The organism is Flavobacterium sp. GSB-24, assembly GCF_027924665.1.
In the GTDB taxonomy this organism is placed as follows: Bacteria; Bacteroidota; Bacteroidia; order Flavobacteriales; family Flavobacteriaceae; genus Flavobacterium.
This window is the reverse complement of sequence record NZ_AP027043.1, coordinates 5,032,115-5,045,427: the sequence shown is the minus strand read 5'-3', so window position 1 is coordinate 5,045,427 and position 13,313 is coordinate 5,032,115. Positions and strand designations below refer to the sequence as shown.

General features: G+C 33.2%; 9 protein-coding genes. 8 read left to right on the top strand and 1 reads right to left on the bottom strand.

What is annotated here, in order from left to right; all coding sequences use genetic code 11:
* Nucleotides 1–245 precede the first annotated feature (245 nt).
* Nucleotides 246–1,691, top strand: a complete 1,446-nt coding sequence (locus QMG60_RS21245) for a glycosyltransferase family 2 protein (RefSeq protein ID WP_057116759.1) — start codon at nucleotides 246–248, stop codon at nucleotides 1,689–1,691.
* 272 nt (nucleotides 1,692–1,963) lie between these two features.
* On the opposite strand, the gene QMG60_RS21240 is transcribed toward QMG60_RS21245, so the two are convergent.
* On the bottom strand, nucleotides 1,964–2,677 hold the full coding sequence (locus QMG60_RS21240; protein WP_281866334.1) for an ATP-binding protein: 714 nt from the start codon (nucleotides 2,675–2,677) through the stop codon (nucleotides 1,964–1,966).
* Nucleotides 2,678–3,145: 468 nt separating this feature from the next.
* On the opposite strand from QMG60_RS21240, the gene QMG60_RS21235 reads away from it, so the two are divergent.
* The 7 genes from QMG60_RS21235 (at nucleotide 3,146) to QMG60_RS21205 (ending at nucleotide 13,312) form a co-directional block, all read left to right on the top strand.
* Complete coding sequence (locus tag QMG60_RS21235) at nucleotides 3,146–3,796, top strand: RNA polymerase sigma-70 factor (RefSeq protein ID WP_281866333.1); 651 nt, start codon at nucleotides 3,146–3,148, stop codon at nucleotides 3,794–3,796.
* A 153-nt stretch (nucleotides 3,797–3,949) separates the two neighbouring features.
* Nucleotides 3,950–5,101, top strand: coding sequence for a FecR domain-containing protein (locus tag QMG60_RS21230; RefSeq protein ID WP_281866332.1), 1,152 nt, complete (start codon nucleotides 3,950–3,952; stop codon nucleotides 5,099–5,101).
* 172 nt (nucleotides 5,102–5,273) lie between these two features.
* Nucleotides 5,274–8,600 carry a SusC/RagA family TonB-linked outer membrane protein gene (locus QMG60_RS21225; protein ID WP_281866331.1) on the top strand — a complete coding sequence of 1,109 codons (3,327 nt, stop codon included), beginning with the start codon at nucleotides 5,274–5,276 and terminating at the stop codon, nucleotides 8,598–8,600.
* Nucleotides 8,601–8,610: 10 nt separating this feature from the next.
* Nucleotides 8,611–10,056, top strand: a complete 1,446-nt coding sequence (locus tag QMG60_RS21220) for a RagB/SusD family nutrient uptake outer membrane protein (protein ID WP_281866330.1) — start codon at nucleotides 8,611–8,613, stop codon at nucleotides 10,054–10,056.
* 16 nt (nucleotides 10,057–10,072) lie between these two features.
* Complete coding sequence (locus tag QMG60_RS21215; RefSeq protein ID WP_281866329.1) at nucleotides 10,073–10,846, top strand: DUF4843 domain-containing protein; 774 nt, start codon at nucleotides 10,073–10,075, stop codon at nucleotides 10,844–10,846.
* A 33-nt stretch (nucleotides 10,847–10,879) separates the two neighbouring features.
* Complete coding sequence (locus tag QMG60_RS21210; protein ID WP_057116752.1) at nucleotides 10,880–12,373, top strand: PKD-like family lipoprotein; 1,494 nt, start codon at nucleotides 10,880–10,882, stop codon at nucleotides 12,371–12,373.
* Between the two features lie 69 nt (nucleotides 12,374–12,442).
* Nucleotides 12,443–13,312: a thioredoxin fold domain-containing protein gene (locus QMG60_RS21205; RefSeq protein WP_281866328.1), complete on the top strand. Its 870-nt coding sequence runs from the start codon at nucleotides 12,443–12,445 to the stop codon at nucleotides 13,310–13,312.
* Nucleotide 13,313: the final 1 nt, after the last annotated feature.

Here is a 13,313-nt window from a genome sequence, read left to right as displayed (position 1 = left end):
TCCGTTTTTCTGTATACTATATGCACAAAGTGTAAAATAATTATACACTCTTTTTTGGCCTGATTTCGCTAAAAGCCTCTACATCAGTTTTAAACCTTATTGGCACGACGCTTGCAAATTGTGTTTATGTCAAAATCTTTGATGCGTTTGTTTTTTATTATTTCTCCCCATACGAGAAACAAATAAAAGGAGAAGAAAAGATTTTACTAAAAGCCATATTAAAGAAATCAAACAGGAGTATAAGCATGGAAAGCGAAACAATTATCTCAGAACAATTTTACTCGAACAGCAGTTCGGTTATCAGCGAAAAAGCATTAAACAGTTCTTTTTTTGGAACTAAAGAAAAATCACAAAAAATACACGTAGAAAGACCAACAAGTCCTTTTGGATTAGCAGTTCTTATTGCAACATTTTTATTAATGATTGCAGGTGTGTATTTGGTAGTTCAATTACAAGACGATTTTGAACAATTCCACTTTGAAAGAATTGCTTCAACTTGGGGACTGCCATTTTTAATCATAACTACAATTTTATTCTTATACCAAACAGGAGTTTTCTTGTACAGTTCTTATTTATATTTAAGATATAAAGCAATTCCATCTGTATCAGACGATTTACTGCCTACTTGTACGATTATCGTTCCAGCTTATAATGAAGGAAAATTAGTTTGGGATACTTTAATGAGTCTTGCAGAAAGCGATTATCCAGCAGAAAAATTACAGCTTTTAGCAATTGACGATGGAAGTAAAGATGATACTTGGTATTGGATGCAGGAAGCAAAAGCAAAATTAGGAGATCGTGTAACTATTTTTCAACAACCTAAAAATGCAGGTAAACGCCATGCTTTATACAGAGGATTTAAATTAGGAACAGGTGAAATTTTTGTAACAGTAGATAGTGATTCTATCGTTAAAAAAGATACTTTAAGAAATTTAGTAAGTCCGTTTGTAGTAAACAAAAAATGCGGTGCTGTTGCAGGAAACGTTCAGGTTTTGAATAATAAAAAAGCTATTTTACCAAAAATGCTGAATGTAAGCTTCGTAATGAGTTTTGAATTTCAACGTTCTGCAGAAAGTGAAGCAGGTGCAGTATTATGTACTCCTGGAGCTTTAGCAGCCTATAGAAGAGATGCAGTATTTAATTGTCTGCCAGAATGGATCAACCAAACTTTTATGGGACAGCCTTCAGATATTGGAGAAGATCGTGCTATGACAAATATGATCTTGAAACAAGGTTTTCATGTATTGTTTCAAAGAAATGCAGTTGTGTTGACTAATGTTCCAGAAGACTATAAAGGATTATACAAAATGTTTATCAGATGGAGCAGAAGCAATGTTCGTGAAAATCTTATGATGGCTAAATATGCTTTTAAAGATTTTAGAAAAGAATCAAAATTTGGAGCAAGACTTTTCTTTTTAAATCAGTCTTTCAAAATTTTAATGACATATCCGTTCCTATTATTTATGTTCTTCTTTATTGCGGTACACCCAGTATTATTTTTAAGCTCGACCTTAATGGCAATTTTGATTTTCTCTAGTTTCACAATGCTATTTTATGCAAAAAGATATACGCTTGCAGAATCTTTCTGGGCATATTCATACAGCCTTTTTTACACTTTCAGTTTGTTCTGGATTGCGCCTTATGCGATAGCAACTGCCAGCAAAAGAGGATGGTTAACAAGAGGATTGTAACATTTCGTACACTATTTATATCACTATAAAAACTCCACCCAAGTGAAAGAGCCCGCTGTATTTTACAGCGGGTTTTTTAGTTATACGCCAATTCATTCTGAATGTCTGTATATAAAGTAAAATTTGTTATGGTAGCATACGTTCCTTGGGAACGTTTCATTGGTAAAAAAATAGCAGCCAGTACAAATACGTTCCGTAGGAACGTTTGATATGTCAGGTGATTAAAAAATGAAAATCAAACGTTCCCAGGGAACAAATAAATTTTAAAATATTTATTTGTTATTATTTGAATCTAAAGCAGCAATAATCTGCTTTTTCATCGCAGTATTAATGTAATCTAAAGCTTCAGCATAGGAAATAGCATAACGTCTTTCTATATTCTGAAAATGCTCTGGAAAAGTGTCTAAAATTTTATCGTAATAAATATTTAGCTGGTTTTCAGATGGCATTTCATATTTCAAACGAAGCTGAAATCTTCTTAATAAAGCGCTGTCGATTATTTCGTAATGATTCGTGGCACAAATCAGTAAACTATCAGAAGGGAAATAATCAAAAAGCTGAATTATAGTATTCACCAATCGTCTCATTTCGCCGACATCTTTATCATCGCTGTCGCGACTTTTACCAATTTGGTCAAATTCATCTAAAAATAAAACGGCTCTTTCGCGAATGGCTTTATCAAAAATTGCTTTTAAGTTTTTAGAAGTTTCACCAATTCTAGAGTCGATTATAGTGCTGAGGTTGACAATTATAATCTTTTTGTTTAAAGTATTTGCAATTGCTTTTGCCGTCGTAGTTTTACCGCAGCCAGAACTTCCATGCAATAAAATCTTATTATCAACTTTAAGATTGTATTTCTTTAATTCCTCAAAATATTGATGTTCTTTAATAATCTGAAGCAGGGCAGATTTGTTTTCATTACTAAAGAATAAATCATCTAAAGCAATTTTTTCGGTATCGATTACGGTAAGATCATTCAGGTTCATCTGCTGTTTATTTTGCTGCAAAATTAAGGTTTATTCTGTTTTGTTCTAACGAATGAAGATGTTAAAGAAAATCCTTTGAAATAATTAAAATCATTACGTTTTAATTCTTTTCTAAAATTTGAACAGATAAAAAAATCTGCTGTGGATTCTTCTGCAGCAGATTTTTTTTATTTCTAAAGCTTAAGCAGAGTTCAATTGAAAAAATAAGATAAAAAATTTCAATTTTAGATTTAAAGAAATTGGCTACGGCATTTTTTTGAAATTTAATAAAAATACAAATTTAACTTAATAATTGTTTGAATTTGATATTTTGTAAAATCCATTTTATTTTAATTGAAGAATTCATTTAAGTTGAAAAAAAGAATGTATTTTGTGTTTTAGATTAAACATTTTTTAACGTTTAGTTGTTTTTAAAATTAAGAATTATAGCAAATATAAAATTGTGTTGTCGAGAACAAATTAGGATTATTGGCTAAATTTATTATGTTTGTTGCGAATTATTCAATTTCAAAAACCATCATTCATTTGTCGACTCTTACCTTAAATCAAGATCAAATTTTAATTGATCGTCTTCGTGACGGCGATGAATCGGCTTTGACAGAATTGTATAATAAATTTTGGCAGGCGCTTTTTATGTCTGCTTATAATGTCATCAAAGACAAAGAATTGTGCGAAGATATTATTCAGGATATTTTCATGAATATCTGGCACAATCGAGAAAAAATTGAAATTCATATTTCTTTAAAAGGCTACATGTACGCGTGCGCCAGATATCGGGTTTTTAATCATTTAAGAAAAAATAAAGACAAAATACATGTCGAACTTTTTGATGATCTTGAAAAACGATTTCTAACAACTACTCCCGAAACGCAGTTAATGCACGACGAATTGGTTCAGCAGCTCAATTTAATTATCGAATCGCTTCCCGAAAAATGTCAAGCGGTTTATAAATTAAGCCGTGAAGAACAACTGAGTCATAAAGAAATTGCCGAACGACTTAATATTTCTACAAAAACAGTCGAAAACCATATTACAAAAGCCCTGCATACTATAAGATCTTGTATGGGCGAGAGTATGAGTATGGCGATGATTTTATGGCTTTCAAAAAATATCTTTTAGGAAAAATAATGCAGTGATTGGATTGGTGATGTGTGGTTTTTCTTCTTTTTTAGTTGTCTTTCAAAAAAAATCAAAAAAAATACGATTTGGACTAGGGGGTATGTGTCTTTTTGGATACTTACTTAATAACTCCCCGAATTAATATAAAAAAAAATGAAAAAAGAGGATTTTTTAGTGCTGCTAAATAGATATCTTTCCGGTGATACCACTCTCGAGGAGAATAATAAATTATTGAATTATTACGAGAGTTTTCAAACCGGACAAGATTGGGACGATGTATTGGGTTCTAAAGAAGAAATGGAACTCAAAATGAGAACGCGTCTTCAAAATGCACTTCAATCGGAAGAAAATAAAATTATTCACCTTCAGCCTTTTTATACTAAAACGACTTTTAAACTAATGGCGATGGCAGCATCACTATTATTGTTGATTTCGATTTCATTATTCATTAGTAAAACAAATCCGCTTAAAATAGAAACGCCGGCAGTTGCCCACAAAGAAATTCTAATTGGCAGCGACAAAGCTACTCTGACATTAGAAGACGGTTCTGTAATTGCTTTAGAAAAAGGAAAATCGTATACGCAGGGGAATGCTTCTAGTAACGGAGAAAAATTGATTTACAATTCAAAAGATGCTAAACCTGCCGCAATTGCAAACAATTACTTAACGATTCCGAGAGGCGGACAATTTTTTGTTCAGTTGGCCGACAGCACTAAAGTCTGGCTGAACTCTGAATCTCAGCTAAAATATCCAGTTGCATTTATCGATGGCGAAACCAGACAAGTAGAGTTGGTTTATGGAGAAGCCTATTTTGAAGTTTCGCCAAGCACCAAACACAAAGGTTCAAGATTTAAAGTAAAAACTCAAAGTCAAAATGTAGAGGTAATTGGAACAGAATTTAATATTAAAGCCTACAAAGACGAAACTACTATTTATACCACATTGGTAAAAGGGATAGTTGCGGTAAGTAATGCTAGTAAAAAACAAATTTTAGCGCCAAACGAACAATCTAGAATAACTGATTATAACGGAAATATTGCCGTTTCGGATGTGGATGTTTACAACGAAATTTCGTGGAGAAAAGGATTATTTGTGTTTAAAGGAATGCCTCTAAAAGATATTGCAAGAGTACTTTCTAGATGGTACGATGCTGATATTGTGTTTGCTGATCCAGCTCTTGGAAACGTAAAATTTAATGGAGTTTTAAATAAAAATCAAAAATTAGAAGACATATTAACGACCATCAAAAACATCAATTTTATTAATGCCTATGAGAAAAAAGACAATAAGATTATTATAAAATAAAAAGAAAAGGGATTAAAGTTTAGACCTCTCACCGTACTGCACTTCATCCCTTTCTGTGTATTAATCAATTAATCAGTTTTAACAACCAACCAACCAATTAACATGTAAATTTATGAAATTTAAATTAACCAGTGCCTATTTCTATTTGAGAAAGAGGCTAATTATTAACATTATGAGAACTTTTATCTTCTTGTTTTGTACTACAATTTTTGGTTTTTCTCCCGTAAATCTATTTTCACAAAACACAAAAGTTGTAATTGCCGCTGATAAAATGGTGTCTGTTGACGAAGTTTTTGACATTATCAAGCAGCAAACAAATTATACTTTTATTTATCAGGAAGATTTATTTAAAAAATTACCGAGAGTACAATTAAAAAAGGGAAAAATTAGGGTAAATGATCTTTTAAAAGCGACTTTTACAAGTAAAGATTTTGACTTTAGTTTTGCAAATGGAAATACGATTGTTGTAAAAGAGGTTCGTCCAGAAAGAGTTGTAGTACAGCAGTCTAAAAATATAGAAATTTCTGGTGTTGTAACCAATCAGAAAAAAGAACCGCTGCCAGGGGTTAACGTAAAAGTTAAAGGTACAAATGCAGCTGCCCAAACAGATTTTGACGGGAAATTTAAAATTACAGCGCCAAATGATGGAATCTTATTATTTACTTATATTGGACACAGAGCCGAGATTATTGCCGTAAATAACAGAAAGGTAATCAATGTTTCTCTTACCGAAGAGACCAAACAATTAGAAGGTGTTGTCGTAAATACAGGGGTTACAGTTCGTAAAAAAGAATTAATTACAGGAGCAGTCTCTACTTATAAAGGTGAGGAATTACGACAAGTTTCGACTCAAAACGTTGTTCAGGCCTTAAAAACGTTAGATCCTTCGTTTATGGTTTTAAACAATAACATTGCAGGTTCAAACCCAAATGTTTTGCCAGTAATCGAAGTGAGAGGACAGACCAGTTTATCTGTAAATCAAGTAAATGATCGTTTTAAAGAAGATCCAAATCAACCTTTGTTTATCTTAGACGGATTCCCGACTACATTACAGCAAGTTGTTGATTTAGATATTAATAGAATTGCCAATATTACGCTTCTTAAAGATGCTGCTTCTACGGCATTATATGGTTCACGGTCTGCAAACGGAGTTGTTGTTATTGAGACCAATAAACCAATTCCTGGAAAATTACAAATTTCTTATGTCTATAATTCATCTTATGAATTGGCAGATTTAAGTGTTTATAATTTAATGAATGCGGAGCAGAAATTAGAATTCGAAAGACTTTCTGGCGCTTATGTAATAAAGCGTCTTGGCGACTATGCTACACAATTTAAGTGGGATGAAATTTATAACCAGCGTCTGGCAAATGTGCGTCGTGGTGTTGATACTTACTGGCTGAATGAGCCTATTCAAATGGGAATTACTTCGGGACACAGTTTGTCAATTGGCGGAGGATCAGACGAATTTAGATTCAATCTTGCCGGAAATTACAAATCTTTATCCGGAACAATGAAAGGCTCTGAGCATAATACTTGGGGATACAATGCCAACTTGATTTATAAAAAGAAAAAAGTAAGTTTCAATAATAACTTCTTTATTTCAGGAGGTAATAATCAGGAATCTCCCTATGGCTCATTTGCTACGTGGGCAAAAGCAAGTCCGTATTATGAAAAATATAATGAAAATGGAGTTCCAACACGTTATTTAGATGGAACTAATATTCCTGTGGGAAATCCAATTGTAAACGATTATGTAAATCAGGCAGAGAATCCTTTATATAATGTTCGTTTAAACAGCTTTGACAAGAGTGTAGATTTTAATTTCACAAACAACTTTGCTATTAATTATGACATTAATCCTCATATAAAAACAACTGCAGCACTATCGGTTTCTAGATTGCAGACTACATCTACAAAATTCGTTTCGCCAGATAACACGCAATTCATTTCAGATATTCCAACAGAAAAAGGAAGTTATGAGAGAAAAGATTATCTGACTAATAAATGGAATGGAAATATTGGAGGGACATATTCAAATGTTTTTAATAATGTTCACTCTGTTACGTACACGTTGCGAGCTTCGGCTTTAGAAACAAGATATGGATCTTATAGTTCTATTTTAAGAGGATTCCCATTAGGAGTTGAAGGCAATCCTAGCTTTGCTTTTGGATTTGAGAAAGATTCAAAACCTGGAAATTACAATGAAATGGTGCGAAGCGTTGATTTAACCAATCAGCTGAATTATGCTTATAACAGAAAATATTTGCTTGATTTAACTCAGACAATTTCTGGAGCAACCAATTTTGGAACAAATAAAAAATATTCACCTTACTATGGTATCGGTATTGGATGGAATATGAACTACGAATTTAACATGAATGTAGATGTCGTGAATATCTTAAAACTTCGTGCAAATTTTGGTCAGACAGGAAATCAAAATCTTGTTGGTTTTGCTTCACATGATATTTATACTTATGATCCTAATACTAATATTTTTGGCGCCGGATTAAACGTTTCGCAATTGGCAAACATCAATTTAGAGCCTCAAAAAACAAAAGATTTGTCTTTAGGGCTAGACTTGGCAATGTTTAAAAACAGATTGACGGCAACTTTGGGAGCTTACAGACGTAGAACTTCTCCACAAATTGTTGAAATCGATCTTGCGGCTTCAACTGGAGTTACCGCTTATCCTTTAAATATTGGTTATATAACTACTCAAGGTTTAGAGCTTAAAGCCAATTATACTATTATTAATAATGCTAAATCTGATTTTTATTGGGGAGTTGGATTAACAGCGACTACAAATGAAAATGAATTAGGAGGCTTTAATAATGCTTTGGCTTCATTAAATGATGCGGCCAAAAAAACAACCAGTCTGACAAGATTTTATGATGGAGCCAGCACAAATGATCTTTGGGCAGTGCCTTCATTAGGAATTGATCCTGCTACAGGAAGAGAAGTTTTCTTGAAGAAAAATGGAGAAACTACATTTATTTTAGATAAAAATGATGAAAGAATCATGGGTAATTCAAGAGAAATTGCAACAGGTGTTTTTTCTACAAGTGTTAATTACCAAAGCTTCAGTTTAGGAGTATTCATCCGTTACAGTTTTGGAGCAGATCAATTCAACACTGCTTTATATGACAAAGTCGAAAATATCAGCTCAAGTAATATTTTTGATAATCAAGATGCCAGAGCGTTTACAGACCGATGGACAACTCCAGGACAAATCGCACAATTTAAGGCTATCAGCTTAACAAACGAAACACCGATTTCGTCTCGATTTATTCAAAAAGCAGATTATATATCAGGAGAATCACTTCGTTTAGGATATCGCGTAACCAACAAAGCTTGGCTTAATAAATCAGGATTAGCTGGTTTAGCATTCAATGCTTATGCAAATGAGTTTTTTAGAGTTTCGACTATAAAAGCCGAGCGAGGAATTGAATATCCTTTTTCAAGAATTTATTCTTTAAGCATAAACGTATCATTTTAATACAGAAATTATGAAACAGTATTTAAATAAAATAGCATTAATCATCTTGATTGCATTGTTAGCGACAGGCTGCAGTGATTTCTTGGATGTAACGCCTCAGGATAAAATTTTAGAAAATCAAATATTTGAAAATGAAGCCGGAATGCAGAATGTGCATAACGGACTTTATTTAAGTCTGGTTTCTGATGACCTTTACGGAAGACAGCTGACAATGGATGCCGTAGAAATTTTAGGGCAACAATATAATATGACAAACAATACCTCTAAAAGTAAAATAGCATCGTATTCTTATACAGAAAGTCATCCTAAAGGAGTGTTCTCTGATATTTGGGAAACAGGATATAAAACTATTTTGTATGCCAATAAATTTTTAGAAAGCATGGAGGAACATGCAGAAATTGTTTCAAAGGAAAAATCCGATCTTTTAAAAGGAGAAACAATCGGGATTAGAGCAATGCTTCATTTTGATATGCTTCGTTTATATGGACCAATCTATAAAGTTGATCCTTCTCTTCCTGCAATACCTTATTATGACACTGCCGTTACTGCAAATCAGCCTTTGATTTCTGCAAAAGATGTTGTGGCTAAGATTCTGGCTGATTTGGATAAAGCCTTAGAATTATTAAAAAAAGATCCAATTTTGACTTCAGGAAAATATAATGCTACTACTGATTTTGATGCTAATCCGTATTATTCTGCAAATAGAGGTTTACGAATGAATTATTTGGCTGTAAAATGCCTTAAAGCACGTGTGTTATTATATTCTGGAGATAAAACAGGGGCTTCTGCAGTAGCAAATGAAGTAATTAACTTTACTAAATCGACGACATTTTTTCCATGGACTCCATTTTTAGAAGCCACAAATGCTTCAAATCCAGATCGAATTTTTTCTTCTGAAAACTTTTTCGCTTTAAGTGATTACAGATTGTATACAAAACAAAAAGCTTTATTTGATTATAATCTATCCAATGAAGCTATTTATTCGCCTTTATTGAGCAGATTAACAGCTGTTTTTGAATCAAATGATAATGATTACAGAAGCCTGCCAAGCTGGAAAGTTCCTGCTGTTGGTGGAAAAACGCAAAAAACTTTTTACAAATATGAAGATGTAGAGACAAAAACAAAGCTATTTCGTCTGCAGATTCCTATGATAAGACTTTCAGAAATGTACTTGATAGCTGCAGAAACCGCACCAGTACCAGCCGACGGAATTGCTTTTTTAAATACACTTCGTTTTAATCGCGGTTTGACAAATTTGGCTGCAACGGCAAATGTTACTACAGAAGTTACAAAAGAGTATAAAAAAGAATTTATTGGCGAGGGACAGCTATTCTTTTACTATAAAAGAATAAATAGTGCTACAGTTCCTAATGGCTCAGCAGCTTCTGGAAACATAACTATGGGAGCACTTCAATATGTTGTGCCATTGCCAGAGATTGAAGTTAATTTCCAATAATTTTAAACAAAGTATCATGAAAAAAATATTGATTTTAAGCATATTGTTTTTATCATTTTTAGGACTTGCTTCATGCGATCAGGAAGGAATAGAAACATATAGTGGAAGTGACAGCATTTATTTTGCACCTTCTGTTTATGGAATTTCTGACGGTGCAACTATAACAGTAACAGATAGCACAGGGATTACTTTCGCTTTAGACAAGGCTGAAATTGCTGGTAGAATTTATAATATTCCAGTTCGAGTGCAAGGAAAAAGCAGTGATGTGGACCGAAAAGTAAAAATTACCATAGATCCCAAAAGTACTGCCGTATCAGGAACTCATTTTAAAATTCCTGAAAATTTTATAATTCCTGCAGGAACGGTAGTGAATGATCTGCCAGTAACTGTTTTCAGAACTGCAGACATGAAGAAAAATGGTTTTTTGCTGATTTTAAATTTAGAGGAAAACGAATCGTTTAATACGAATATGAAAAGTAAAGTAATAAATAATCTGACGAATAAAAAAATCAGCTTTATTACTTTCAAACTTTCTTTTGATGATAAATTAACGCAGCCTATCGGATGGTATGCACCATATTTAGGTGTTTTTTCGGCAAAGAAATTCTTCTTGATGTGCGACTTGATTCATTTAGAGCCAGCAATGTTCAATCAGAAATTAGGTTCAGTAGGACTTGCTATTTCTGATATTATGTATTATCAAGCTTTTATGAAACGTTATTTGGCTGACCAAAAAGCATCTGGCAATATTGTTTATGAAGAGGATGGGAAAGAAATGGTCTTTCCTTAAAAATCATTTAGTAAATTTTAAAAATAGAACATTATGTTAAAAAATATAAAGATTCAATTTCTTCTGTCGCTGTTGCTGGTTTTAACTTATAGCTGTGCTGAGGATGAAGGAAATTACAATTATAGTGCAATAAATGAAATACACGCGACTGGTATTGAAGAAGCGTATACGGTTTATACGGGTGATAATTTTAAAATTACGCCTGATTTGAATGAAACTTTAATTGACGTCAACAGTACAGATCGTTACAGCTACGAATGGGTAGCGCTAAATCCTGCTAAACTTTTATTAGAATCACGAACATTGCTTGCAACTACCAAAAATTTGGATGGAGTCATAAAGTTAGCACCAGGAAGTTATAATATCTACTATTTTGTAAAAGATAAAGTTACAGGCGTTACTTGGCAGCAAGAACCTTTTAAGCTAAATGTAGTTTCGGCCATTTATGAAGGCTGGATGGTGATAGGAAATGTAAACGATAAAGCACGTCTCGATATGGTTTCAATTGTGCCAGGTGTTGCACAACCAAGAATTATTACAGATGTTTTAGATGCTTCAGGTTCTGCTTTAAAATTAACTGGCAAAGCTGTAGAGGTTTCTTGTTTTGGAAGCGCCGTTTCTACTACTTCGGCTTATGGGATTTATGTAACTACTACAGAAAATGGTACCGCAAGACTTGATCCAGATTCTTTTGCGTGGACTCAATCACAAAATTTGGCTTATGAAACTTTGGGAGGTTCATTTCCTACCAATTTTGGGGTTGATTTTATGGAAACTCCTGGTGCCGGAGGCGAAAATTTTATTTACAGCAAAGGCGATATATATTATTATTACCGCGCTTTTAATATAAAATACGGTTTGCCTCAAAACATATTAGAGACAGCTACAAAAACTTTTTATGCAGCGCCTTTTATAGCTTCTAATAATGGCTCAAGTGCAGCGCCGGTTTTCTTTAATAATGAGACTAGCAGTTTTGTTCGTTTTAATTATTCAAAAGGAAATTGTTCGGCGATGCCACCTGTCACTGGAACTGCATCAACTTTAGATTGGAATAATACGAACTCCGATTTAATCTACATGACTACTTCTGGATTTAATGGTTATGAAAATTTTGCTGTTCTAAAAAATCGATCAACAGGAAAATACTATTTACTGCGTTTTTCTCGAGGTTTGATTCAAAGTTATTACAAAGAAATTTTGAATGCGCCAGAATTTGACAAAGCAACAAAATTTGCTGTAAGCCCAGATTCAGGGTATTTATTTTATGCAGTTGGTGGTAAAGTGTATGAATATGACAACGGAACACAATCGGCTAAATTGATGATTAATAAAGGTGCTGAAGAAATAACTTATATCGCTTTTAATTCTCTAGCAAAAAATGCTGACAAAAAATTAATTGTGGGCAGTTATGGAACTTCAGGCACATTAGAGCTTTATACAGTTCCTCCGGTAAACGGCGATTTAGTATTAACTGACAAATATGAAGGCTTATGCAAAATCGTCGATGTTGCATACCGCCGAAGATAATTTTAAACTAAAAAAAACCGGATGAAGCATGAAATTCATTCTTCATTCGGTTCTTAACAATCACACTTTATGAAACGATTTATTAGAATCGCAAGCGCAGTTTTGCTGCTTGCCTGTCCATCTATTGCCTTAAAAGCACAGGCTCAATCTACCGAAGAAAGCTGGGCGCAGGCCAAAAAACAAGCGCAAACGGAGAAGAAATTAATCTTTGTCGATTTGTATTTTACGGGCTGTGCGCCGTGTGCACAAATGGACAAAGAAGTATTTCCAGATCCAAAAGTAGCTACTGTTTTAAATGCCGATTTCGTCACATTCAAGTCTGATATTTTAAAAGAAGAAATTGGTAAAAAATTATGCATGAAATACGGCGTAACTGGTTTTCCAACATTTTTATTTATGAATGCAGATGGAAAAGTAATTGATATTGCCGGCGGATTTCAAAACGTAGAGCAGTTTACAGCTTTGCTTCAAAACGCAAAAGAAGCTTCTAAAAAAGGAATCTTTAAAAAGTACAGTCCAGAAATCCAAGAAAAAGATTATCCTGATTTTTACAAACAAGCCTATTTAGAAGGAAAAAGAAATGTGCCTTTTGAAGTTGTCGATACTTATTTAAAATCTAAAGATATTGCTGAAGAAATTCCTTTTGTAATTGTTACGGGATTACGAGTGGGTAAACAATATGACGATCAATTTCTTATGAAGAGTAAAAAATTAGCGAATGATTACGGAAAATGGAGTGTTAACAGTCATGTATTTACAATTTTACAGCGCAAGAAAAGAGAGTACGAAAAAAAGAATGATCTAAAAGGATTTACAGAACTAGTAAACGGTTCAAAAGAACTTTATACGCCTGAAGAATTTACAAAATATTCAAGCATTTTATTGAAAGATTTCGGAGTAGAAAAAGTGGTAGTGAAACCGAATACGGCACAAAAGTAAC